The 24,008-nt window shown below is 63.5% G+C and carries 22 protein-coding genes, 1 tRNA gene, 1 other RNA gene and 1 riboswitch; of the genes, 13 read left to right on the plus strand and 11 right to left on the minus strand.

The window, feature by feature from the left end:
* The first annotated feature begins 1 nt into the window (after position 1).
* On the plus strand, positions 2-1,618 hold the full coding sequence (locus tag MY494_RS08230; protein WP_247909769.1) for a serine/threonine protein kinase: 1,617 nt from the start codon (positions 2-4) through the stop codon (positions 1,616-1,618).
* On the opposite strand, the gene smpB is transcribed toward MY494_RS08230, so the two are convergent.
* Positions 1,612-2,109 carry an SsrA-binding protein SmpB gene (gene smpB, locus MY494_RS08235; protein ID WP_247909770.1) on the minus strand — a complete coding sequence of 166 codons (498 nt, stop codon included), beginning with the start codon at positions 2,107-2,109 and terminating at the stop codon, positions 1,612-1,614. The two genes, MY494_RS08230 and smpB, sit on opposite strands and share 7 nt — an antisense overlap.
* A 78-nt stretch (positions 2,110-2,187) precedes the next feature.
* Between smpB and ruvB the strand changes: the two genes are divergently transcribed.
* From ruvB to thiC, 6 genes are all read left to right on the plus strand, one after another.
* Positions 2,188-3,228 carry a Holliday junction branch migration DNA helicase RuvB gene (gene ruvB, locus MY494_RS08240; RefSeq protein ID WP_247909772.1) on the plus strand — a complete coding sequence of 347 codons (1,041 nt, stop codon included), beginning with the start codon at positions 2,188-2,190 and terminating at the stop codon, positions 3,226-3,228.
* Positions 3,225-3,962, plus strand: coding sequence for a tetratricopeptide repeat protein (locus MY494_RS08245; protein WP_247909774.1), 738 nt, complete (start codon positions 3,225-3,227; stop codon positions 3,960-3,962). Before ruvB ends, MY494_RS08245 begins: the two co-directional genes overlap by 4 nt.
* Positions 3,962-5,152, plus strand: coding sequence for an amidohydrolase (locus tag MY494_RS08250; protein ID WP_247909775.1), 1,191 nt, complete (start codon positions 3,962-3,964; stop codon positions 5,150-5,152). Before MY494_RS08245 ends, MY494_RS08250 begins: the two co-directional genes overlap by 1 nt.
* Entirely contained in the window at positions 5,149-5,364 is a 216-nt protein-coding gene (locus MY494_RS08255) for a DUF3188 domain-containing protein (protein WP_247909776.1), read from the plus strand. Before MY494_RS08250 ends, MY494_RS08255 begins: the two co-directional genes overlap by 4 nt.
* 15 nt (positions 5,365-5,379) lie before the next feature.
* A complete protein-coding gene (locus tag MY494_RS08260; RefSeq protein ID WP_247909777.1) occupies positions 5,380-5,961 on the plus strand; it encodes a HEAT repeat domain-containing protein in 582 nt (193 codons plus the stop codon).
* 5 nt (positions 5,962-5,966) lie between these two features.
* Positions 5,967-6,063: riboswitch (TPP riboswitch) on the plus strand.
* 32 nt (positions 6,064-6,095) lie between these two features.
* Positions 6,096-7,481: a phosphomethylpyrimidine synthase ThiC gene (gene thiC / locus MY494_RS08265; RefSeq protein ID WP_247909778.1), complete on the plus strand. Its 1,386-nt coding sequence runs from the start codon at positions 6,096-6,098 to the stop codon at positions 7,479-7,481.
* Between the two features lie 158 nt (positions 7,482-7,639).
* Here thiC and tkt read toward each other — a convergent pair whose 3' ends face one another.
* The 3 genes from tkt to acpP are packed head-to-tail and all read right to left on the minus strand — an operon-like array spanning position 7,640 to position 11,189.
* Complete coding sequence (tkt, locus tag MY494_RS08270) at positions 7,640-9,643, minus strand: transketolase (protein ID WP_247909780.1); 2,004 nt, start codon at positions 9,641-9,643, stop codon at positions 7,640-7,642.
* Between the two features lie 44 nt (positions 9,644-9,687).
* Positions 9,688-10,935 (minus strand): beta-ketoacyl-ACP synthase II, encoded by a 1,248-nt coding sequence (fabF, locus tag MY494_RS08275; protein WP_247909782.1) that lies wholly within the window; start codon positions 10,933-10,935, stop codon positions 9,688-9,690.
* Between the two features lie 11 nt (positions 10,936-10,946).
* Positions 10,947-11,189, minus strand: coding sequence for an acyl carrier protein (gene acpP, locus MY494_RS08280; protein ID WP_010312348.1), 243 nt, complete (start codon positions 11,187-11,189; stop codon positions 10,947-10,949).
* A gap of 137 nt (positions 11,190-11,326) precedes the next feature.
* Between acpP and psaC the strand changes: the two genes are divergently transcribed.
* A complete protein-coding gene (gene psaC / locus MY494_RS08285) occupies positions 11,327-11,572 on the plus strand; it encodes a photosystem I iron-sulfur center protein PsaC (protein WP_006850103.1) in 246 nt (81 codons plus the stop codon).
* Positions 11,573-11,632: 60 nt separating this feature from the next.
* On the plus strand, positions 11,633-13,525 hold the full coding sequence (gene glmS, locus MY494_RS08290; RefSeq protein ID WP_247912001.1) for a glutamine--fructose-6-phosphate transaminase (isomerizing): 1,893 nt from the start codon (positions 11,633-11,635) through the stop codon (positions 13,523-13,525).
* A 4-nt stretch (positions 13,526-13,529) separates the two neighbouring features.
* Here the strand turns inward: glmS and MY494_RS08295 are convergent, their stop codons facing one another.
* On the minus strand, positions 13,530-14,960 hold the full coding sequence (locus MY494_RS08295) for a mannose-1-phosphate guanylyltransferase/mannose-6-phosphate isomerase (protein ID WP_247909784.1): 1,431 nt from the start codon (positions 14,958-14,960) through the stop codon (positions 13,530-13,532).
* Positions 14,961-15,029: 69 nt separating this feature from the next.
* Entirely contained in the window at positions 15,030-15,632 is a 603-nt protein-coding gene (gene rimM / locus MY494_RS08300) for a ribosome maturation factor RimM (protein ID WP_247909785.1), read from the minus strand.
* A 54-nt stretch (positions 15,633-15,686) separates the two neighbouring features.
* Between rimM and MY494_RS08305 the strand changes: the two genes are divergently transcribed.
* Complete coding sequence (locus MY494_RS08305) at positions 15,687-15,869, plus strand: NAD(P)H dehydrogenase subunit NdhS (RefSeq protein ID WP_010314017.1); 183 nt, start codon at positions 15,687-15,689, stop codon at positions 15,867-15,869.
* On the opposite strand, the gene rnc is transcribed toward MY494_RS08305, so the two are convergent.
* Positions 15,847-16,557, minus strand: coding sequence for a ribonuclease III (gene rnc / locus MY494_RS08310; RefSeq protein WP_247909787.1), 711 nt, complete (start codon positions 16,555-16,557; stop codon positions 15,847-15,849). The two genes, MY494_RS08305 and rnc, sit on opposite strands and share 23 nt — an antisense overlap.
* A gap of 2 nt (positions 16,558-16,559) precedes the next feature.
* An RNA gene (rnpB, locus tag MY494_RS08315) (RNase P RNA component class A) lies at positions 16,560-16,957 on the minus strand.
* A gap of 22 nt (positions 16,958-16,979) precedes the next feature.
* Here rnpB and MY494_RS08320 point away from each other — a divergent pair.
* The 3 genes from MY494_RS08320 (at position 16,980) to MY494_RS08330 (ending at position 17,998) form a co-directional block, all read left to right on the plus strand.
* A tRNA-Arg gene (locus tag MY494_RS08320) sits at positions 16,980-17,053 on the plus strand.
* A gap of 92 nt (positions 17,054-17,145) precedes the next feature.
* The gene (locus MY494_RS08325; protein ID WP_247909789.1) at positions 17,146-17,460 is read left to right on the plus strand and encodes a hypothetical protein; all 315 of its coding nucleotides are present in this window, start codon (positions 17,146-17,148) and stop codon (positions 17,458-17,460) included.
* A 76-nt stretch (positions 17,461-17,536) separates the two neighbouring features.
* Complete coding sequence (locus MY494_RS08330) at positions 17,537-17,998, plus strand: hypothetical protein (RefSeq protein WP_247912002.1); 462 nt, start codon at positions 17,537-17,539, stop codon at positions 17,996-17,998.
* Here MY494_RS08330 and MY494_RS08335 read toward each other — a convergent pair.
* From MY494_RS08335 to MY494_RS08345, 3 genes are read right to left on the minus strand one after another with little or no spacing between them, the layout of a single operon-like run.
* The gene (locus MY494_RS08335; RefSeq protein ID WP_247909790.1) at positions 17,934-18,986 is read right to left on the minus strand and encodes an acetate/propionate family kinase; all 1,053 of its coding nucleotides are present in this window, start codon (positions 18,984-18,986) and stop codon (positions 17,934-17,936) included. The genes MY494_RS08330 and MY494_RS08335 overlap by 65 nt on opposite strands.
* A gap of 15 nt (positions 18,987-19,001) precedes the next feature.
* Positions 19,002-21,527: a glycogen/starch/alpha-glucan phosphorylase gene (locus tag MY494_RS08340; RefSeq protein ID WP_247909792.1), complete on the minus strand. Its 2,526-nt coding sequence runs from the start codon at positions 21,525-21,527 to the stop codon at positions 19,002-19,004.
* Complete coding sequence (locus MY494_RS08345; protein WP_247909794.1) at positions 21,527-23,947, minus strand: phosphoketolase; 2,421 nt, start codon at positions 23,945-23,947, stop codon at positions 21,527-21,529. Before MY494_RS08345 ends, MY494_RS08340 begins: the two co-directional genes overlap by 1 nt.
* Positions 23,948-24,008: the final 61 nt, after the last annotated feature.

Consider the following 24,008-nt stretch of genomic DNA (forward strand, 5'->3'; position numbering starts at 1 on the left):
GGTGGAAGACGATCCGAGCACGGGTGTTGTTGAGCCGGGAGCGCTGATCGGCGGTCGCTATCGCTTGGAGCGATCCCTCGCGGATCACCGCTGGCTAGCCCTGGATCAGGCAGCTGCCGATGCGCCGACCCATCTCACTGTCCTGAGCGATTTAACGGATGCGCAGCGGGAGGAGTTGAGCAAGCGCTGGCTTCAGCTCCAGGGGGTCTTGCATCCCCAGCTGCCTCGTTTTGGGGATCTGATCAACACAGGCGAGGCCCTCTGGCTGCCGCGCCCCTGGCAGGAGGGGGAGAGCCTGCAGGCCTTGCTGGATGCCGGTGAGACCTTCTCGCTCGAGGACGTCTTGGAGTTGCTGCGCCAGCTCCTGCCATTGCTCTCGCTGTTGCACAGCCAGCGCCTGTCCTGTGCGGATTGGTCACCGGCTCAAATCCTGAGGCGTGCCGCGGATGGGCTGCCCGTCCCCCTGGCCCTGGAGCAGATAGCCCCCTGGGATCCCCAGCGGGATCTCCTCTCCCTCGCGGATTTGGCTCAGGACTTACTTGGTGATCAGGCCGCGGCCGCCTTCGAGTCCATGGGGCCGCTCCAGGCCTTGAGTAGCGATCGGCCGGAGTTGCGTTTCCCCTCGGCGGCAGCGGCCCTAGCGGCGTTCCAACAGTTCACGCCCACTGTCGCTGCACCAGCACCACCTCCGGTGGTGCGGCACTCGACACCCTCCAAGCGGCGAAAACGGAAGCAGGAACAGGACGCGGAAGGACGGCTCTGGCCAGTGGTGCTTGCGTTGGTCATCGCGGCGCTGGTGGGCACGGCTGTGGGCTGGTTGCTGTTGAGCCGGGGCAAGGTCACGGGCCCAACGGCGCTACCGAGTTTTCGATTGCGCTCGAGCTTGCCGGCGGCGGAGATCAATCAGCGGGAGCAGCTGCTGAATCGCCTGCGGGCCTTGCAGGTGGATCGGCGCTGGTTCCTCAAGTTGGTGGATGCCAGCTTGCTGGAGCGAGGTGGTCGGCTGCCCTCGGCAAGCCAAGCCGATGCACCCCTACGCAAGGTCTGGAGTGAATTGGCTGAAGATTGGTTGAGCCGCGTGGAGCAGCTGCCCCTGCAGTTGCGCCCGCGCTTGGGCAATCTGACCGCCACGGATTGGAATCGTCGTCAGCAGGGTCTCGTGGCCCAGGGGCTCAGCCCAGAGGTGGTGAAGAAGCTGGTCTCCGGTAGTGCCCTGAACCTGCTGAGCGGCCCTCAGGCTGCTGAGATCCCCGCGGAGCCCTTTCGGCAGCTCTGGTACGCCGCCGCCGAACAGGCCCTGGGCAACCTGCAGATCGAGTTGATCAAGGGGAAGCGCAACAGCACTCAAACCGTCTCCGCATGGGTTCCGGCCGGTGGTGCCCGGGTGTTCCCGATTCAGGTTCCGTCGGCCAGTCGTTTGGTCCTGGGGGTGAGGGGATCTCCCTTGATGCAGATGAGCGTCTTTGCTGCCGATGGGCAGCTACTGGAAGCCCGCGGCCCGCTACGGGTGGTGAGCTTGGGCGAGGTCAAACGCTCCCCGGTTCAGGTCTTGGTCAGCAACGATGGCTTGTCGTCGGCGAGCTTGACGCTGTCTCTGCGCGTTGACCCGACTCAGTAGCGGGCGATTGCTTTTTTGGCGTCCTTGATGTCCTGCTTGCGCCGCTCCTCCTGACGCTTGTCATGGAGCTTGCGTCCCTTCCCGAGGCCAATGGTGGCTTTAATCCAGGACCCCTTGAGATGGATGTTGAGCGGGATCAAGGTGAGGCCCTTCTGATCAACGGCGATGCGCAGTTTGTCGATCTCATTGCGGTGAGCCAGGAGACGACGGGTCCTGAGGGGCTCGTGATTGAAGTAGGCGCCGGCGTGGGTGTGGGGAGAGATGTGGACGTTGTGCAGTTGCAGCTCCCCTTTGCGGATCAGGCAGAAGCCATCCCGCAGGTTCACCTGGCCAGCCCGGATGGACTTGACCTCGGTGCCCATCAGCTCAACGCCGCACTCCAGGGTTTCGAGAATTTCGTATTGATGCCTTGCGAAGCGGTTGTCCGCCAACAGCTTGTTTGCGGCATCCCGAAGGGCCTTGGCGTTCTTTTTGCCCCCGCCCTTGGCCATGGCGCTGTGATCCAGGTGCACCGACCCTAGGGATGGACCCGCTGGCCGGTGGCCGTCCGCTGCCGATACCCTCGGGCGATGGCCATCGTCTCTTCGGGATCAACAGCGCCGCGTGAGCCGGCCCCGAGGTTGGTGGATCCTGCCGTGAGCGAGCAAGAGAAGCCGCTGCAGCGGGAGGATTCCCTGAGGCCCAAGCAGTTGGCCGACTACATCGGCCAAAGCGAGCTCAAGCAGGTTCTTGGGATCGCGATTGAGGCCACCCGGGCTAGGGATGAAGCCCTGGATCATGTGTTGCTCTACGGCCCCCCCGGGTTGGGGAAGACCACGATGGCGATGGTCTTGGCTGAGGAGTTGGGGGTGCGTTGCCGCATCACCAGTGCTCCGGCTCTGGAGCGCCCCCGCGACATCGTTGGTTTGCTGGTGAATCTGCAGCCCCGGGAGCTGCTGTTTATCGATGAGATTCACCGCCTGACCCGGGTCGCCGAAGAATTGCTCTATCCGGCGATGGAAGACTTTCGCCTTGATCTCACCGTCGGTAAGGGCACGACGGCCCGGACCCGAACGATCCCCTTGGCTCCCTTCACCTTGGTGGGGGCGACGACGCGGGCGGGTTCCTTGAGTTCGCCGCTGCGGGATCGCTTCGGTCTGATCCAGCGGCTGGAGTTTTACGGGCTTGAGGATCTCCAGGCGATCGTGCAGCGAGCAGCTGGTTTGCTTCAAATCGACTTGGCGCAAGAGGCGGCCTTAGAGGTGGCCCGCCGCTGCAGGGGCACCCCGCGGATCGCCAATCGCTTGCTGCGTCGCGTGCGTGATGTGGCCTCCGTCGGTGGTCATGCCCGGGTGAGTGCCGAGGTGGTGCAACAGGCCTTGAGCCTGCACCGGGTGGATGGCCGCGGCTTGGATGCCAGCGACCGGCGACTGTTGGATCTGCTCCACAGCGGCTACGGCGGCGGACCCGTGGGTCTTGACACTCTCGCCGCTGGTTTAGGGGAAGATCCCGTCACCCTGGAATCGGTGGTGGAGCCTTTCCTGTTGCAGCAGGGCCTGCTGCAACGCACCCCCCGCGGGCGTGTGATCACCCAGGCCGGCATTGATCACCTGCAGGATCAAGCGGCATGACGGCTTTCTTCGCTCTGTTGTTGGCGGTGCAGCTGAGCCTGCCCCAACTGTTTGACCAGGCCCTGACGGCCAGTCGTGAGGGGGCCTTCCCCCAGGCACTGGACCTTTGGAATCAGGTGCTGGAGCTGGCTCCGGAGGACGCGGCGGCTTGGAGCAATCGCGGCAACATCCAGCTGGCCCTCGGGGATCCCGAGGCGGCCATTGCTGATCAGTCCAAGGCGATGGAGCTCGATCCCAGCAACGCCGATCCCCATCTGAACCGCGGCACTGCCGAAGAAGCCCTGCAGCAGTGGGATGCCGCTGAAGCCGATTACCGCTGGATCCTCGAGCGTGGCCTGGATGCTTCAGCTCTCTACAACCTGGGCAATGTCCAGGGCTCCAAAGGCGATTGGCAGCAGGCCCGCGACAGTTTTGACCAGGCCTCCCAGGAACGTCCCGGCTTTGCGATGGCGCGCTCCAGTACGGCCCTGGCTGACTTTCAACTGGGGGATTTGGACCGGGCTGAGAAGGAGTTGCGCAACATCATTCGCCGCTATCCCCTCTTTGCTGATGCCAGGGCGGCTTTGACGGCCTTGCTCTGGCGCAAGGGCGAATCGGGAGAAGCCGAGAGCCATTGGGCCTCAGCGGCGGGCTTGGACCCGCGCTATCGCCAGCCAGAATGGCTTTTAGAAATTCGGCGCTGGCCGCCGGTTCCGACCAAAGCCCTGTCTGACTTTTTGGCCCTGAGCAGCTGATGCCTGAACTGCTCTCCCGCGATCAGCTCAAGGCGGAGGTCCAGGTCGCCCAGCAGGAGCTCCTGGCCATTCGGCGGCATCTGCATGCCCATCCGGAACTCAGCGGCAACGAGCATCAGACCGCCGCGTTGGTGGCCGGCGAACTGCGCAAGCTGGGGTGGCGAGTGCAGGAAGGCGTCGGCCGCACGGGGGTCATGGCGGAATTGGGCTCAGGCAGTGGTCCTTTGGTGGCCCTGCGGGTGGACATGGACGCGTTGCCGGTGGAGGAGCGCACAGGCCTGCCCTATGCGTCCCTGCATCAGGGCTTGATGCATGCCTGCGGCCACGACATCCACACCACTGTTGGCTTAGGGGTGGCTCGGATCCTTGGTCCTCTGGCCGAGCATCTGAGCGGCACGGTGCGTTTGCTGTTTCAGCCGGCGGAAGAGACCGCGCAAGGGGCGGCCTGGATGGTCGCCGATGGGGCGATGCAGGGGGTGGATGCCCTGTTTGGGGTGCATGTTTTCCCCAGTCTTCCGGTGGGCACGATTGGCGTCCGTAGCGGCAGCCTGACCGCAGCCGCTGGGGAGTTGGAGGTGGAGGTCTTGGGCGAGGGTGGCCATGGGGCCCGTCCCCACCAGAGCACCGATGCCATCTGGATTGCTGCGCGGGTGGTGAGTGGCTTGCAGGAGGCGATCAGTCGCCGTTTGGATGCGCTGCATCCAGTGGTGGTCAGTTTTGGGCGGATTGAAGGGGGTAAGGCCTTCAATGTGATCGCGGATCACGTGCGCTTGCTGGGCACGGTCCGTTGTTTGGACCTGGAGTTGCACGCCCAGCTGCCGGGTTGGATTGAGGAGACCGTGCAGGCCATTTGTAAGGGCTATGGCGGCGAGGCCCGCGTCCGTTACCGCTGCATTTCTCCGCCGGTCCATAACGACGCCGAGCTGACGCAGCTGCTGGCGGATGAGGCCGTGGCACTGCTGGGACACCCCCAGGTGGAGTGGCTCGAGCAGCCGTCTTTGGGGGCTGAGGACTTTGCTGAGCTGCAGCGCGAGACCCCCAGCACAATGTTCCGCTTGGGGGTGGCTGGTCCCAATGGCTGCACCCCCCTGCACAGCAACACCTTTGCTGCCGATGAAGCCTCGGTCAGGGTGGGCGTTGAGGTGTTGAGCGCGAGCCTGCTGCGTTGGTTGGAGCGGGCTGCGGCATGACGCCTATCAGCCGATTGGGGCGTGATCTGCTGGCGTGCTCCACGCTGCTGTTGGTGGTGCTGGGGCTGCTCGGAGTCCTGCTCCGCCAGGGTCCTGATCGCCTGCAGGCACTGCCTGCCCTGTTGATTGGCTTGGCCCTGCTTTTGCAGAGCGCTTGGAGTTGGCGTCGCCGGCGCCGGGCAATTCTCAGCATCCTGAGGGACCAGCAATAGAGGCAGAGTGGCCCGATGAACGTCGACGACCTTCGCGAAGCGATCGCCTCGGATAACCCCGGCAGGGCGCGTCCTGCCTTGGCCAGCCTGGTCAATGCAAGCCCTGAAGAAGCGGAGCCGCTGTTGCTGCTCGGGCTTGAGCAGGACGACATGATCCTGCGTCAACTCAGCTGCTCAGGGTTGGGTCACAAGCCCACGCCTGCCGGCTGGGAGCCTTTGGTGCAGACCTTGAAGTACGACTCAGAGGTGGCCGTGCGTGCGGAGGCGGCGAATGCTCTGGTGAGTCATGGCCTAGATCGGGCCTGGCCCTTGCTGTTGGACGCGTTCGTGTCTGAAGACGAGTGGCTGATTCGCTGCAGCATCCTGTCGGCGGTGGCTGAGCACCCCGAGATCGCTCAGGAGCAACTGCTGCAGTTGGCGCGCCTCGCCGTGGCCGAGGCCGATGGCACGGTGCGAGTTGGCGGCACAGAAATCTTGGCTCGCTTGGTTCGTGAGGGCAGTAGCGCGGCGCGAGAGGTACTGCAGGGCCTGCAGCAGGACAGTGATCACCGCGTCGTTGCGGCCGCGTTGAACGGGCTGCAGTCTCAGCCTTGCTAGGTTTTGGCAGTCACTAGGGGTGCCTCCCACGCGGGGGCTGAGATCACACCCTCCGAACCTGATCCGGGTCATGCCGGCGCAGGGAAGTGAGAAGAGACACTCAGGTTGCGCCCCCGCCCAACGCCATAGCGGTTATGCGTAGCGCCTGGATCGAAAAGCGCAAAGGTCAAGCCAACGTCTCCCAGATGCACTACGCCCGGCAGGGGGTAGTGACTGAGGAAATGGCCTATGTGGCGAAGCGGGAGAACCTGCCTGAGTCGCTGGTCATGGAAGAGGTGGCCCGCGGCCGCATGATCATCCCGGCCAACATCAATCACACCAACTTGGAGCCGATGGCGATCGGCATTGCCTCCAAGTGCAAGGTGAACGCCAATATCGGCGCCTCACCCAACGCTTCTGATGCCTCCGAAGAGGTGAAGAAGCTTGAGCTGGCCGTGAAGTACGGCGCTGACACCGTGATGGACCTTTCCACCGGTGGCGTGAATCTCGATGAGGTACGCACGGCGATCATCAATGCTTCGCCGGTGCCCATCGGCACGGTGCCTGTGTATCAGGCCCTCGAGAGCGTGCACGGCTCGATTGAGCGTCTCTCGGAAGATGACTTCCTGCACATCATTGAGAAGCACTGCCAGCAGGGCGTCGACTACCAGACCATCCACGCTGGTCTGCTGATCGAGCACCTGCCCAAGGTCAAGGGCCGCCTAACCGGGATCGTCAGCCGTGGCGGCGGGATCCTGGCCCAGTGGATGCTCTATCACCACAAGCAGAACCCGCTCTTTACGCGCTTCGACGACATCTGCGAGATTTTCAAGCGCTACGACTGCACCTTCTCCCTGGGCGATTCCCTGCGTCCGGGTTGCCAGCACGATGCCTCTGATGCCGCTCAGTTGGCTGAGCTGAAGACCTTGGGCGAACTCACCCGCCGCGCTTGGAAGCATGACGTTCAGGTGATGGTCGAAGGTCCGGGCCACGTGCCTTTGGACCAGATCGAGTTCAACGTCAAAAAGCAGATGGAGGAGTGCAACGAGGCGCCCTTCTATGTGCTCGGTCCTCTGGTCACCGACATCGCCCCCGGTTACGACCACATCACTTCAGCGATCGGTGCAGCCATGGCCGGCTGGCATGGCACGGCGATGCTCTGCTACGTCACCCCCAAGGAGCACCTCGGTCTGCCCAATGCCGAGGACGTGCGCGAAGGCCTGATCGCCTACAAGATCGCTGCCCATGCTGCTGACATTGCTCGTCACCGTCCCGGTGCCCGCGATCGCGACGACGAGCTGAGCCGCGCCCGTTACGCCTTCGACTGGAACAAGCAGTTCGAACTCTCCCTCGATCCCGAGCGAGCCAAGGAGTATCACGACGAAACCCTGCCTGCCGATATCTACAAGCAGGCCGAGTTCTGCTCGATGTGTGGTCCCAAGCATTGCCCGATGCAGACCAAGATCACGGAAGAGGATCTAGAAGGACTCGAAAAAGTTCTGGCGGAGCAACAGAGCAATAGCGAAGTCGCAGCCGTTTAATTTCAAGCTGCTTCTTTGAAACAATCAGCCCGGGCAGTAGCCCGGGTTTTTTATTGCCAGACCATTGATGTTGTGGCCCCGTCAACGCGGTTGAGTGGATACAAAAAAGCCCCGCCATTGGCGGGGCTCGGAAGCGATCAACGCTTTGATCTTGGGGTTCAACCCAGGGCCTTGGCCTTGGCGACGACGTTGTCGACGGTGAAGCCGAACTTCTCCATTAGCAGGGGGCCAGGAGCGGAAGCACCGAAGCGGTCGATGGAGACGGTGTCGCCTTCGAAGCCGGTGTACTTGTGCCAGCCGAAGCTGCTGGAGGCTTCCACCACCAGGCGCTTGCGGCAGGCGGCGGGCAGCACGCTTTCGCGGTAGGCCGCGTCCTGCTCTTCGAACAGCTCCACGCAGGGCATGGAGACGACGCGGACGTTCTTGCCTTCAGCGCGCAGCTGGGCAGCAGCCTTGACGCAGAGGTCGAGCTCGGTACCGGTGCCGATCAGGATCAGATCAGGGGTTCCATTGCTGTCCTCAAGGATGTAGCCACCCTTGGCGACGTGCTCAGCCTTCGAATTGGCCTGGTTGGCCATCGCCTGACGGCTGAGGAACATCACGGTGGGGCGGTGGCGGTTGGCCACGGCCACCTTGTAGGCACCGCTGGTTTCGTTGCCGTCACCAGGGCGGATCACCAGCATGTTCGGGATCGAACGCAGGCTGGCCAGGGTCTCGATCGGCTGGTGGGTGGGGCCGTCTTCACCCAGACCGATGGAGTCGTGGGTCAGGACGTAGATCACGCCCAGCTCGCTCAGGGCGGACAGACGCATGGCGCCCACCATGTAGCCAGCGAAGACGCAGAAGGTGCCGCCGTAGGGAACCAGGCCGCTGCCGTGATAGGCGAGGCCGTTGAGGATGGCGCCCATGGCGTGCTCGCGCACGCCGAAGTGCAGGTAGCGGTTGCCTTCAGCACCCTTCTGGAAACCGGCCTCACCCTTGATGTCGGTGAGGTTGGAGTGGGTCAGGTCAGCGGAGCCGCCGATCAACTCAGGCAGGTTGGGGCCAATGGCATTCAGGCAGTTATAGGAATGCATCCGGGTCGCCACACCCTTGTCATCAGCGGTGTAGCTCGGCAGGTTGGCGTCCCATCCCTGGGGCAGCTCGCCGCGCAGCTGGCGTTCGAACTGGGCCGCTTCAGTGGGGTACTTGCTGCGGTAGTCGGCCAGAGTTGCGTTCCAGGCGGCTTCGGCGGCAGCGCCACGCTCAATCGCCTTGCGCCACTGGTCGTAGGACTCCTGGGGAACTTCGAATTCGCCGTAGTCCCAGCCCAGGTTCTGGCGGGTCAGAGCGGCTTCGTCAGCGCCCAGAGCCGCACCGTGCACACCCGCGGTGTTGGCTTTATTGGGTGATCCGTAGCCGATGGTGGTGGTCACCTTGATCATCGAAGGACGATCGGTGACGGCCTTGGCTTCTTCAATCGCCTTGGCAATGGCGCCCAGGTCGGTGTTGCCGTCGGTGACGTGGATGGTGTGCCAGCCGTAGGCCTCGTAGCGCTTCAGCACATCCTCGGTGAAGGAAACGTTGGTGTTTCCGTCGATGGTGATGTGGTTGTCGTCGTAGAGGGCGATCAGCTTGCCCAGGCCCAGGTGACCGGCCAGGGAGGCGGCTTCACCGCTGACACCTTCCTGGTGGCAGCCGTCGCCCATGATCACGTAGGTGGTGTGATCGACGAGCGTGCAGTCGGGCTTGTTGAACTTGGCGGCCAGGTGTGCCTCGGCCATGGCCAGGCCGACGGCGTTGGCGATGCCCTGACCCAGAGGACCGGTGGTCACTTCGACGCCGGCGGTCTCGAAGGTTTCAGGGTGACCAGGGGTCTTGGAGCCCCACTGGCGGAATTGCTTGATGTCCTCGATCGTGACCGAGTCGTAGCCGCTCAGGTGCAGCAGCGCGTAGAGCAGCATGCAGCCGTGGCCGGCAGACAGCACGAAGCGGTCACGGTTGAACCACTTGGGGTTCTTGGGGTTGTGCTTGAGGAACTTGTCCCACAGCGTGTAGGCCATGGGAGCGCAACCCATGGGCAGTCCGGGGTGACCGGAGTTGCTCTTGTTGATCGCGTCGACGGCCAGGAAGCGGATGCTGTTGACGCAAAGCGTGTCGACGGAAGCGGGAGCGACGACCATGGGTTACGGGTAAGGGAAGGGTGTACGGGCGGGGAGACCGCGGGTTAGTTGAACCGGCGGAACGCCAGGCAAACGTTGTGGCCGCCGAACCCAAAGGAATTCGAGAGCACCACGTTCAGTTTGTGTTCCCGGGCCTGATTGGGAACGACATCCAGATCACAGGCAGGATCCGGATTTTGGTAGTTGATCGTAGGCGGGACCACGTTGTGGCCAATCGCCAGGACCGCAGCAACGGCTTCAATGCCGCCGCTGCCGCCCAAGAGGTGACCCGTCATCGACTTGGTCGAGCTCACAGGAATCTGCTTCGCCCGTTCCCCAAGCGAGGATTGGATGGCCGAGGACTCGTTGGAGTCGTTGGCCGGGGTGCTGGTGCCGTGGGCGTTGACGTAATCGACCGCATCAGCCTCGATGCGGGCGTCTTCTAGGGCCAGGCGCATCGCCTCAGCACCACCCACACCTCCTGGGGTGGGTGAGGTGATGTGGTGCGCATCGCAGGTCATGCCATAGCCCACAACCTCTGCGAGGATGTTGGCGCCGCGGGCTTGGGCATGCTCCAGGCTTTCGAGGACGAGCACACCCGCTCCTTCTCCGATGACGAAGCCGTCCCGTTCCGCATCAAAGGGTCGGCTGGCCGTCGCCGGATCGTCGTTGCGGAACGACAGTGCCTTGGCACTGGCGAAGCCAGCGACCCCAAGGGGGGTAATGGCCGATTCGGCACCACCGCAAACCATGGCTTCGGCTTGACCCAGCTGGATCAGGCGGAAGGCATCGCCAATTGCATTGGAGCCTGCGGCACAGGCGGTGGCTACGGCGGTGCTGGGGCCCTTGGCACCAATGGCGATGGCCGTCAGGCCTGTGGCCATGTTCGGGATCATCATTGGAACCGTGAAGGGGCTCACGCGCGATGGACCCTTGTCAGCCAGCACGTGGGCTTGGGTCTCCATCATCAGTAGCCCGCCCACGCCAGAACCGATTGCCGTTCCGATGCGGTGCGCGTTGCGCTCGTCAATGGTCAATCCGGCTTGGGCCACTGCCTGTTTGGCGGCAACGACCCCGAACTGACAGAACCGGTCCCAACGCTTGCTTTCTTTCGGCTCGATGTAGGCGGAGGGATTGAAATCCTTCACCTCAGCCGCAAAACGGCAGGCATGGGCAGAAGCGTCAAACAGGGTGATCGGTGCCACCCCGTTACGACCACTGCTCAGTCCTTCCCAGTAGGAAGTGACGTCATTACCAATCGGTGTGACCGCGCCAAGGCCGGTGACGACGACGCGGCGGAGACCCTCCACCATCAATTTCTTCCTCAGGCCTGCTTGTCCTGGATGTATTTGACGGCGTCGCCAACGGTGGCGATGCCTTCAGCGGCTTCGTCGGGGATCTCAATATCGAAGGCCTCTTCCAGGGCCATCACGAGTTCAACGGTGTCGAGTGAGTCAGCGCCCAGATCGTTCTGGAAGTTGGATTCAGGCTTGACCTCGCCGGCATCAACGCTCAGCTGCTCAACAACGATCGAGCGGACTTTCTCGAAGATCGCTTCCTGGGACATGGCCGGAGTGTCGGACGCCGCATCCTACGGGTAGGGCGGATTCCCGAAACGCGTATGAACAAGGGTGACGGCCGCCGGGGTCCGTGAGTTGGATCCCGTTAGGCATGAGTACTTTGGGCGTCGCGTCCAGAGACGACATGTCCCACGCTGTCAAGATTTACGACACCTGCATCGGCTGCACCCAGTGCGTTCGGGCATGCCCTCTCGATGTTCTCGAGATGGTGCCCTGGGATGGCTGTAAGGCCGGTCAGATTGCCTCCTCCCCCCGCACCGAGGATTGTGTTGGTTGCAAGCGCTGTGAGACCGCTTGCCCCACCGATTTCCTCTCCATTCGCGTCTACCTGGGAGACGAAACCACCCGCTCCATGGGCCTGGCTTACTAAGCCCAGCTCCCATAAGCTCAAGCCCGGCCCAGCCGGGCTTTTTTATTGGTTCCAGGCGCTATGTGCGGCATCGTTGCGGTGATTGGTTCGCGCGAGGCGGCACCGCTCCTGTTGGAGGGTCTGCGTCAGCTCGAATATCGGGGCTATGACTCAGCCGGCATCGCCACGGTTGCTGAGGACTCCGGCCTCACCTGTCTGCGTGCCGAGGGCAAGCTTGCCAACCTCACGGCTCGTTTTGATGCCCAAGGTGCCCAGGGGCAGTGCGGCATTGGCCATACCCGCTGGGCGACCCATGGCAAGCCAGAGGAGCGCAACGCCCACCCGCACCTCGACGGTCCGCGCCGTTTGGCGGTGGTTCAGAACGGGATCATCGAGAACTACCGGAGCTTGCGTGAAGAGCTCCAGGCCACCGGTGTGGTCTTCCGCTCAGACACCGACACCGAGGTCATCCCTCACCTCTTGAGCCAAGAGCTCGATCGCCTGGAGGCATCGGGCCAGAGCGCCTCACCTCAGCTGTTGCTTCAGGCCGTTCAGGCAGTCCTGCCGCGCCTGCACGGGGCCTATGCCTTGGCGGTGGTTTGGGCGGCCCTCCCCGGTGCCCTTGTGGTGGCCCGCAAGGCAGCGCCCTTGCTCATTGGCCTAGGCGAAGGGGAATTTCTCTGCGCCAGTGATACCCCTGCCCTGGCCGGATTCACCCGCACCATCCTGCCGATGGAAGACGGGGAAGTTGCCCTGCTGACCCCCCTTGGCATTGAGCTCTATGACGAGGCCGGAGCTCGGGTTCAGCGGGCGCCCACGCTCCTGAGCGGCAGCGACCACGTGGCGGATAAGCGCAGCTTCCGCCACTTCATGCTCAAGGAGATCCATGAGCAGCCCGAGACCGCAGCGCTTTGGGTCGCGCGCCATCTCCCGGATTCCTCAGCTCGGGTTGCTCTGCCCCTCGATGAGAGCGTCTTCGAAGGAATCGAGCGCATCCAGGTGCTTGCCTGCGGCACCAGTCGCCATGCCGCTTTGGTGGGGGCCTATCTCCTGGAACAGTTGGCCGGGATCCCCACCAGCGTCTATTACGCCAGCGAATTCCGCTATGCCCCGCCCCCGCTCGCGGCGAACACCCTCACCATCGGGGTGACCCAGTCGGGTGAAACGGCCGACACTCTGGCGGCCCTTGCAATGGAGCAGGAGCGTCGCCGTGCCGTTGCCGATCCGGCCTTCGCGCCCCGCCTGCTGGGGATCACCAACCGCCCTGAAAGTTCCCTGGGCCGGATGGTCGATCAAATCCTCGACATCGGCGCGGGCATTGAGGTGGGTGTGGCGGCCACCAAGACCTTCCTTGGCCAGCTGCTGGCCTTCTACGGCTTGGCCATCGCCTTTGCCGAGCGCCGCTCAGGCCGGCCTGGGGTCCTTGGCGCTGAGGCCGTGCAGCAGCTGATCGCTGGGCTACGGGGGCTGCCTGAACAGCTCCGGAGCCTGGTGGATGACCACGACAGCCGCTGCGAGCAAATGGCCCACCTGTTCGCTGAGACCCAGGATGTGATCTTCCTGGGACGGGGCATCAACTACCCGATTGCCCTCGAGGGGGCCCTGAAGCTCAAGGAGATCAGCTACATCCATGCCGAGGGCTATCCCGCCGGTGAGATGAAGCACGGCCCGATCGCCCTCTTGGACGCTCGGGTGCCTGTGGTTTCGATCGCGGTTCCCGGCACTGTCTTCGACAAGGTGCTCAGCAATGCCCAGGAGGCCAAGGCGCGGGATGCCCAGTTGGTGGGGGTTGCCCCGAATTGCCCGGACGCTGAGCTGTTCGACACCCTGCTGCCCGTGCCGGAGGTGGACGAGCTCCTGAGTCCGCTGCTGACGGTCGTGCCGATGCAGCTGCTCAGCTATCACATCGCAGCCCACCGGGGGCTGGATGTGGATCAGCCCCGCAATCTCGCCAAGAGCGTGACGGTGGAGTAGCGCCTTAAGCGCTGCGCCCGTAGAGGTCCTCGAAGCGGACGATGTCGTCTTCGCCCAAGTAGGGGCCGCTCTGGACCTCAATCATCTCGACGGGGATCTTGCCCGGGTTTGAGAGCCGGTGTTTGCAGCCCAGGGGGATGTAGGTGCTCTGGTTCTCGCCCACCAACTCCTCAATGCCGTCCTTCTCGACGACGGCGGTGCCTTGCACCACGATCCAGTGCTCAGCCCGGTGGTGGTGCATCTGCAGCGAGAGCGAGGCTCCGGGGTTCACGCTGATGCGCTTCACCTGCCAGCGGTCGCCTTCGGTGATGCCGTCGTAGGCGCCCCAGGGCCGGTAGATCTTGCGGTGGGCCTTGCTCTCCGGTGCGCCGCTTTGCTCGAGCAGCCCGACGATGCTTTTGACGTTCTGGGCCTGATCCCTTTTGGCGACGAGCACCACGTCATTGGTTTCCACCACCACCAGGTCCTCGACGCCCAGGCCCACCACCAAGCGGTGCTCACTGCGCAGGTAGCAGTTGCGGCTGTTCTCGCTGATGACCCGGCCCCGCAGCACGTTGCCCTGCTCGTCCTGATCGGCGGTTTCCCAGAGGGCGCTCCAGCTGCCGACATCGCTCCAACCAGCCTGCAGCGGCAGCACGGCACCGCGGTCGGTTCGTTCCATCACGGCCACGTCGACGGCGACGTTGGGGCACTGGGCAAAGGCGTCCTTCTCGAGGCGTTGGAAGTTCAGGTCCGAGCCGCCTTGGGCGAGGGCATTGCGGCAGGCCTGGACCACCTCAGGGGCGAGCCGCTCCAGTTCCGCCAGGATCACGCTGGCCTTGAACAGGAACATGCCGCTGTTCCAGGTGAAGCGGCCGGTGGCCAGAAAGCCTTCGGCGGTGGCGCGGTCGGGCTTCTCCACGAACCGGGCGATCGGCACAGGGGTGCCCGCATCCCCCAGCGGTTGAGAGGCTTCGATGTAGCCGTAGCCAGTCTCGGGGGCGGTGGGGACGATCCCGAAGGTCACCAGTTGCCCCGCTTCTGCGGCCTGGACTCCCGCTTGGACCGCGCTGCGGAAGGCGGCGCCATCGCGAATGACGTGGTCGGCGGCCAGCACAAGCAGCAGCGGGTCATCGCCAGCGGCCATGGCCTGCAGGGCGGCAATGGCCACGGCCGGAGCAGTGTTCCGTCCCATGGGCTCCAGCAGGATGGCCGAGGGCTCCACGCCGATCTGGCGCATCTGCTCGGCCACGATGAAACGGTGGTCTTCGTTGCAGATCAGCAGCGGCGGCTGGAGATCAGCGATGCCCTCCAGCCGCTGCTGGGTCTGCTGCAGCAGGGTTTCCTCGCCTTGGCCCGCCAGGGCCCAATACTGCTTGGGATAACTGGCCCTTGATAGGGGCCAGAGGCGGGTTCCAGTCCCACCGCAAAGAATGACTGGAACCAGGGCCGCCATGGAGTGCACTCCTCTTGCACACCATTTCAAACCAAGCCCGTCAGCTTTGCTTGCTGGCTTGGTGCTGGTTTAGCTCTGTCCGTCCTCTGTTTCGTTCTCGGGTTCGGCTTTGTTGGGCTCGGCCAACTCCAGTAACCCAGGCGGTGGGGTGATGCCGATCCAGCCCTCCTGGAGCTCCACCCGGGGAACAATCGATTCGACAAAGGGGATCCAGAGGGGCTGCTTTTTGCCGTCGAGTTGCACCTCCAATAGGTCGTTGCCCGCATGGAGCAGATCTTGCACCTGCCCGATGGGGGTGCCCGTCTCCAGGAGCCGCACCTCCAGGCCCACCAGATCCAGCAGGTGGAATTCACCTCGGGCGAGTTTCGGGCGCTGATCGCTGGGGACCAGGAGTTCCTGGCCGACGCAGGCTTCAGCGCTGCTGCGGTCGTTGATGCCCTCGATCCTGATGACAAACAGCTCCTTGCCAGGAAGTTGCCGGCCTGAGAGCAGCTGAATTTCTTGAGGTTCCGCTGCGGGTCCACGCTTTTGGGCTGGAGCGCGCATCCAGCGGGGTCCGGCCTTGGTGAAGCGTTCGGGGAAATCGCTGAGGGGATTGACGCGCAGTTCGCCGCGCAGGCCTTGGGCGGCAACGATCTTTCCGACCACCAGCAGCTCGGGTTGTTGCTCCATCAGCCCAAGGGCCACACCTCAGCCTCGATAATGATCGGGCGACTGGGCCTTCCTATGGCTGATTCCCTGCCGATCCTGCCCGGCTCCACCGTGGTGGTGCGTGATGGGCGCTCCATCTACAACGGCTATCAGGGCTTTGTGCAGCGCATCAGCGGTAGCAACGCTGCTGTGCTGTTTGAAGGCGGTAACTGGGACAAGCTCGTCACCATGCCCCTCAAGATCCTCGAGCAAGCCTGAGGCTGGCCAGTGCAGCGCGGGCTGCCTCCTGTTCGGCCTGCCGGCGGGACCTGCCCCAGCCATCGCCCAGGGTCTTCTCTTCCAGGTTCACTCGGCAGTGGAAGCGCCGTGGATCGGCGTGGATCTGACTGATCTCTTGGCAGCGGTAATCCGGCAGGCCGCGTTTTTGGCCCTGGCTCCATTCCTGCAGCGCTGATTTCCAGTTGTGCAGGTGGGGATCGGCTTCAAAATCCTTTGCGGTTCTTTGCCAGTGGGGGGTCAGCCAAAGCAGCACCGGCCTGAGGTCGCCCCAGATGCGATAGAGCGCCCCGATGCAGGCTTCACATGCTTCGGCCCTCAGAGTGGCCTGGGCACTGGCATCTCCTGCTGCCGTTGGACCCATGCGTAAGACGGCGTCGATCCCCACCGCCTGGCCGAGTTCTGCAAGCCAGCGGTCGCTGACCAGTTGGGCCCGCAAAGCAGAGCTCTGCCCAACGCTCAAGTTGGGGTAGTGCTGCTCGAGGAATTCCGAGGCCGCCAGCCGCAGCACGGCGTCCCCAAGAAATTCCAGTTTTTCGTGGTTGACGCTGAGCCCGGCGGAGGTGTGGGTGAGGGCCTCATCCAGTCGCTTGAGGTCCATGCCGGCCTGGGGGGTGAGCCCCAGACCTTCAAGGAACTGCAGCAATTGGGCGTGGCGTTCAGCGTTCATTGGGGTGAAAGCAGGACGTAAGCCGGGTTCTGTTCTCCTCTCCGAAGAAAGGGGGCGATCATCTGTCTGGGACCACCGTTACCGGTGGCCTCAAGCGGCGCAAGAAAAGCGGAACGGGTGTCATGGCCAACCCTTGTTCCTAGGCCTTGCTCCCAGCCGGGGTTTACCGAGCCAGCACCTCTCGATGCTGCTGGTGCGCTCTTACCGCACCTTTGCACCCTTGCCTGATCCCCGAGGGGCCATCGGCGGTGTGTTTCTGTGGCACTCTCCTCACGGTCACCCGCACTGGGCGTTACCCAGCAAGCCTGGCCATTGGGGAGCCCGGACTTTCCTCAACCGGTCCGTTCCACCAGCCCGAGGGCTTGGGCGTCTCCCGGTCGCGATCACCTCGCCTGCTTTCAAACCCCATAATGGCGACCTGGGGGGCTGTAGCTCAGCCGGATAGAGCGACGGTTTCCTAAACCGTAGGTCGTGGGTTCGAGTCCCGCCAGCCCCGTCTTCGATGCGCTCAGGGGTAGTCACCGCTACCGGTAGTGGCGTGCTGGACGTTGCCACTGCCGCTAGCGTGTAGGCAATCGCCACATCGCCATGGCACAGCTGCATGATCTCAGGCTGCGGCTACTGGTGCAACAGGAGAGCGAGCGGATCGTCAACAGCCTTCCCGACGGCCTAGACCTCTCTGTGATCCAGGCCCGCTGCCTCTGCTGGTTGGCCCTGTTGGCTGAGGCCCACGAGGACAGCGCCAACGAGGCGGTCCATGAAGGCGACACCGATCAGGCCATGGCCTGGTTCGCCGATTCGATGCGCCTGCGCGATGTGATCCAGGTGGTCAGCTCGATTGAGATTCCGATTCCCGGAGCCACGGAAGACACCAGCGAGCCCGGCGATTCTCTGGCGGCCTAAGCCAACAAATTCAGATTCCCTTTATTTCTGAGTCAACCTGGTGTCATGATGTGATTTGACCAACGAAGGGACCGCGGTGCCGGAAGAGCCCTGCCAATGCCCTGACTGTCAGCGGTTCTACCGGGAACACGACCGGTTGATTCGGGAGAATCCCACGCTGCGTCAGCAACAGGAGCTCAGCTGGGCTGCTCTGCAGTCATTCCGCACCCTGGCTGGTCGGGTCCTTGAGGATCTCCAGAAATCCACTCCTGACTCCGACGCCCAGTCCACCCCTGCCGCGGCCGCTGCTGGCGCCGCTCCCCAGGAAGCTTCGGCCCACGATGCGCTCCAGCAGGCCGTTAACGATCTCGAGAACATCAACGCCCACCTCTTCTCCATCGAGGCCCTCATGGAGCGGATTTTTGATGTGCGCGTTCCTGAGCCTGTGGAACACAAGTTCCGTGAGATTGCCGGCGAGCTCGCTCCCGATCCGCTCAATGCCGATCGCCTGCGTCTGAACCGCTTGTTGCACCAAACCCCCGATCTTCCCGATCGCTGATCAGCCTGGCGATCATTCCCTCCTCATCGGCGGCGATCTGAAGCCATTGGGGCGTCCCAAGCCAGGACATCTCGTCTTTTAGTTGCTCGAGCAGCTCGCTGTCATTGGATCCAATTCCCCCTGTCAGCGCAATCTGATCGACACCCCCCAGGCTGGAAGCCATCGCCGCGATCCCCGCTTTTAGGCGGTGCAGGAAGACCTGAATCGCCAGTTGGGCACCCCTGTGCCCTTGAACGGCCGCCCCTCGCAGTTCTTTCCAGTCACCGCTCAGGCCAGAGAGGCCAGCGAGGCCGCTGTGGTGGTTGAGCATGTCATCCACTGCGCTGACTCCCATGCCGTTGTGGAGCAGGGCCAGCAGTAAGCCTGGGTCGATTGAGCCGCTGCGGGTGGCCATCACCAGCCCTTCCATCGGTGTGAAACCCATGGAGGTGTCGATGCATTGGCCTTCGGTGATGGCGGCCACGGAGCAGCCGGCACCGAGGTGAACGCTGATCAGCCGCGGCCCAGGCGCCAGTTGGGACACGTGTTGGTGGTTGATCCCATGGAAGCCGAAGCGGCGGTAGCCCTGGCTCCGCAGCTCTTGGGGGATGGCGTAGCTGTAGGCCGCCTCCGGCAGGGTGGCGTGAAAGGCGGTGTCAAAGCAGGCCCATTGCGGCAGGTCGGGCCGCTGCTGCTGCAGCCACCGAATCGCGGCGAGGGCCGGCGGATTGTGCAGCGGTGCCAGTGGGCTCAAGGCCTCCAGCTCAGGCAGGGTCGAGGGGGTGATCGGTGTCGGCGCCCGGAAGCGCTCACCGCCATGGACCACCCGGTGGCCAGCTCGCGAGATCTGACTCCACCAGGGAGCCAGTGCTGGGCCGAGCCATGTATCCAAGTCCCCGGGGAGTTTCACCCCCGAACGGGAGGCATTCCAGAGTCGCTCGGTTCCCGATGTGTCAAAGACAGCCGCCTTGAGGCTGGAGCTGCCCACGTTGAGCACCAGGATCGCCATGGCGACGCTGGATCCCTACTCGTCGAGGTTGCAGGTAATCGTGACGGGGAAGGGCTCCGCCTTCCAGATGCGGTCGGCGTACTCCTTGATCGAGCGATCGGAGGAGAAGAAGCCGGTGCGGGCCGTGTTCAGCAGTGACATCCGGTTCCAGGCATGGCGGTCGGCCCAGGCCTGGCTCACCTGTTGCTGAACTCGCAGGTAATCGTTGAAGTCCGCCAAGACGCAGAAGGGATCGCGGCCGGTCAGGTTCTCCAGCAGGGGACGGAACAGATCACCATCACCGCCGCTGAAGTGACCCTGTTCGATCAGCTTCAGCACCTGCTGCAGTTCGGGGAGCTTGGCGATGTGCTCCCACGGGCGGTAGCCATCGCTGTGGAGTTGGGCCACCTCCGTTTCGGTCATACCGAAGAGGAAGAAGTTCTCCGGACCGACCTGCTCGCGGATTTCCACGTTGGCGCCATCCAGGGTGCCGATCGTCAGGGCCCCATTCATGGCGAACTTCATGTTGCCGGTGCCGGAGGCCTCCAGGCCTGCAGTGGAGATCTGCTCGGAGAGGTCGGAGGCCGGGTAGACCCGTTCCCCGAGCTTTACGTTGTAGTCCGGGAGGAAGACCACCCGCAGCCGTCCATCCATGTCGGGGTCGGCGTTGATCGTCTCCGCGATCCCGTTGAGGAAGCGGATGATCAGCTTGGCCATGTAGTAACCCGGGGCCGCCTTGCCGCCAAAGATCACGGTGCGCGGCGCCATGTCCTTGGCCTGGCCGTTCTTGATCCGCAGGTACTGGGCGATCACCTGTAGGGCGTTGAGGTGCTGGCGCTTGTACTCGTGGATGCGCTTGACCTGAACGTCAAACATCGAGGACGGATCCACCAGCAGTCCGCTTTGGCGGTGGATGTAGTTGGCCAGTTGGCGCTTGCTGGCGAGTTTTGTCTGCTCCCAGCGCTCCAGGAAGCCGCTGTCGTGTTGGTACTGCTCGAGTTGCTTGAGCTGATCGAGGTCCGAGACCCAGCCTTCACCGATGCTTTCGGCCAGGAGCTTGCGCAACGGGGGATTGGAGAGGGCCACCCAGCGCCGAGGGGTCACGCCGTTGGTGACGTTGGTGAATTTCTCTGGCCAGAGCTCCGCAAATTCAGGGAACAACTTGGTGCGCACCAGCTCGCTGTGGAGGGCGGCCACACCATTGATGTGGTGGGATGCCACGGTGGCGAGGTTCGCCATGCGCACAGCTTTTTGGCCTTCCTCATCAATGATGGAGAGCTTGCGCAGCAGCACCTCATTGCCGGGGTAGCGGAGCCGCACGCTTTGCAGGAAGCGGCGATTGATTTCGTAGATCAGCTCCAGGTGCCGCGGCAGCAGGGAGCCAAAGAGCGGCAGGCCCCATTTCTCCAGGGCCTCTGGCAGCAGGGTGTGGTTGGTGTAAGCGACCGAGCGGCAGGTGATGTCCCAGGCCTGCTCCCAGGTGAGGTGCTTGTCATCGATCAGCAGACGCATCAACTCGGCCACGGCGATGGCCGGGTGGGTGTCGTTCAGTTGAACGGCCCAGTGGTCGGGGAATTCTTCGACCGGGATGCCCCGTTGGTCCAGGCTGCGCAGCATGTCCTGAAGGGAGCAGCTCACGAAGAAGTGCTGCTGCTTCAGCCGCAGCCGACGGCCTTCATCGGTGCCGTCGTTGGGGTAGAGGACCTTGGAGAGGGTCTCGCTCCCCACCTTCTCTTCGACAGCGCCGTAGTAGTCGCCGATGTTGAAGGCGTAGAAATCAAAGCTCTCGCTGGCATCGGCTCGCCAAAGGCGCAGGCGGTCACAGGTGTTGACCCGGTAGCCGAGGACCGGGACGTCATGGGGCACACCGATGGCGTGCTCATCGGGGATCCAGCGCACCCGATAGTTGCCGCGTTCATCGCGGTAGCTCTCCGTCCGTCCGCCAAAGCCGACGAAGCAGGCCTGATCCGGGTGGGGGATCTCCCAGGGCCAGCCGCCCTTGAGCCATTTGTCGGTGATCTCCACCTGCCATCCGTCGCGGATCAGCTGGTCAAAGATCCCGAACTCGTAGCGAATGCCGTAGCCGGTCGCGGGGATCTCGAGGCTGGCGAGGGATTCCATGTAGCAAGCCGCCAGGCGACCCAAGCCGCCATTGCCCAGGCCGGGCTCCTCTTCCACCTCGAGGATCTCTTCGAGGCTGTCGATTCCAAAGCGGCGCAGGGCTTCTGTGGCCGCCTCCTGGATGCCGAGCATTAAGAGGTTGTTGCCCAGCTGGGGACCGATCAGGAATTCCGCTGAGAGGTAAGCCACCACCCGGGTGGGGGTGGCCCGCATGGCCTCATTGCCCGCCAGATAGCGGGTCATCAAGCGGTCGCGAACTGCGTGGCTGAGGGCCAGGTAGAGGTCGTGGCGGCTTGCGGTGGGAGCGAGTTTGCCCAGCGTGTAGAAGAGGTGTTCGGCCATCCCGTCGAACACATCGTCTGCCGCCAAACCGCTGCGGTCGGGATCGGCGTAGCAACCGGGCGTGGGTAGTTGCAGTTGACGCGGCGATTGCTCTTTCATCAGGCCAGCTCGGTTGGGACTGCAGTGCTCCACTGCCAATTGCTGATCTCCGGGGCATCCATCCCGTGCTCATGCGCGTAAGCGCGATTGGCCAGGATCGATTCCTTCATCTGCTCCTTGATGTGAGCAGCGCGGGACATTAACCCCGGAACTCTGTCGATCACATCGATCACCAAGCTGAACCGGTCGATTTGGTTGTTCATCGCCAGTTCCAGCGGGGTGTTGATGTTGCCTTTTTCCTTGTATCCACGGACATGGAAATTGGCATGGTTGCGGCGCCGGTAGGTCAACCGGTGGATCAACCAGGGATACCCATGGAAGTTGAACAGAACCGGGCGATTGGTGGTGAAGAGTGTGTCGAAATCCCGATCGCTTAAGCCATGGGGATGTTCGCTCGGTTGCGTCAGGGCAAAGAGCTTCACCACATTCAGGACCCGGACCCGTAGCTCGGGGAGCTCCCGCCGCAGGATCTCCACCGCCGCCAGGGTCTCCTGGGTGGGGATGTCACCGGCGCAGGCCATCACCACATCCGGCTCATCTGGCTGCCCACTGACGTGGTCATTGCTGGCCCAGCCCCAGAGGCCGACGCCCTTCGCGACATGGGTTCTGGCCTGCTCAAGGGAGAGGTACTGCAGGTGCTCTTGCTTGTCGCTGACGATCAGGTTGCAGACGTCAGGCTCCACCAAGGCCTCCTCGGCGACGGCCAGCAGGCAGTTGGCATCGGCCGGGAGGTAGACCCGCACCACATCGCCGCTCTTGTTGCCGGTCAGATCAATGAACCCCGGGTCCTGGTGGGTGAACCCGTTGTGGTCCTGACGCCAGACCGTTGAGGAGATCAGGCAGGTCCAGGGGGCGATTGCGGCGCGCCAAGGGGCGTGGTGGCGGCAGCTCTCTAGCCATTTGGCGTGCTGGTTGAACATCGAGGCGATCACGTGAGCAAAGGCCTCGTAGGTGTGGAACAGGCCGTAGCGGCCCGTCAGGAGATACCCCTCGAGCATCCCCACCAAGGTGTGTTCACTGAGCATCTCCACGACCCGTCCCTGCCTGGCCAGCTCCCCGCCATCGCTGTCTTCGGGCCGCAGTTCCGCCATCCAGACCTTTTTGCTGCACTCGTAGATGGCCTGCAGCCGGTTGGAGGCGGTTTCGTCAGGGCCGAAGACCCGCAGGTTGGTTGGGTTTTGGGCGATCGCGTCCCGCAGTAGTGCCCCTAGGGCAGCGGTGTTGCCATGGCGGCTCACCCCGGGTTTGGAGACCGGCACTGCATACCGCTCCCGATCCGGGAGGGTCAGGGGGTGGCGCAGCAACCCCCCATTGGCATGGGGGTTGGATCCCATGCGCTTGGTCCCGCTGGGCGACAGTGCCTGCAGCTCTGGGCGGAGTCGTCCTTCTTCGTTGAAGAGTTCCTCGGGGCGATAACTCTTGAGCCAGGCCTCCAGTTGCTGGAGTTGCTCGGGATCCTGCTTGGGGTTTGGAAGGGGCACTTGATGGGCACGCCAGAACCCTTCAATCCGATGGCCGTGGAGCGCTTCAGGCCCTGTCCAGCCCTTGGGGGAGCGCAACACGATCATCGGCCAGATCGGTCGGCTGGCCTGGTCGGCGCCGCCTTCCTCCTGGGCGTGCTGGCGGATCTCCTGCAGCCGGCTGATGACCTGATCCATGGCGGAGGCCATCGCTTGATGCATCGCCTGCGGATCGCTGCCTTCGACAAACAGCGGCTCCCAGCCGTAGCCCCGCAGCAGGCTGCTGAGCTCCTGCTTAGGAATGCGGGCTAGCAGGGTCGGGTTGGCGATTTTGTAGCCGTTGAGGTGCAGCACCGGCAGCACCACCCCATCGCTGATGGGGTTGAGGAACTTGTTGATGTGCCAGCTGGTGGCGAGAGGCCCTGTCTCCGCCTCGCCATCACCAACGCAGGCAATGGCGATCAGCTCCGGGTTGTCGAAGACCGCGCCGCAGGCGTGGGAGAGGACATAGCCCAGTTCTCCCCCTTCATGGATCGATCCCGGGGTTTCGGGGGTGCAGTGGCTGCCGATGTGACCGGGAAAGGAGAACTGCTTGAAGAAGCGCTTCAGGCCTTCGGCATCCAGTGATTTGTCCGGATAGATCTCCGAATAGGAGCCATCGAGGTAGGTGGGGCCGAGCACCCCCGGTGCGCCATGGCCTGGCCCCGAGAGGTAGATCGCGTTCAGCCCATGGCGCTGGATCACCCGATTGGCGTGGGCCCAGATGAAGGCCTGCCCTGGGCTGGAGCCCCAGTGCCCGAGCAGGCGGTTTTTGATGTGCTCAGGCTTCAGTGGCTCCCGCAGCAGCGGGTTGTCCTGGAGATAGATCATTCCCACCGCCAGGTAGTTGGCGGCACGCCACCAGGCGTTCAGTCGCTCAAACTCCTCTGCTGGCAAGGGATGGGCGGAATCGATGGCCATGGCTTCCGCTGCTTGTGCCTGGGCGGAAGGTAGCCGTGGTCACAGGAAATGACGCCGTCGG

It is taken from the genome of Synechococcus sp. A10-1-5-1 (assembly GCF_023115425.1).
Classification (GTDB): Bacteria; Cyanobacteriota; Cyanobacteriia; order PCC-6307; family Cyanobiaceae; genus Vulcanococcus.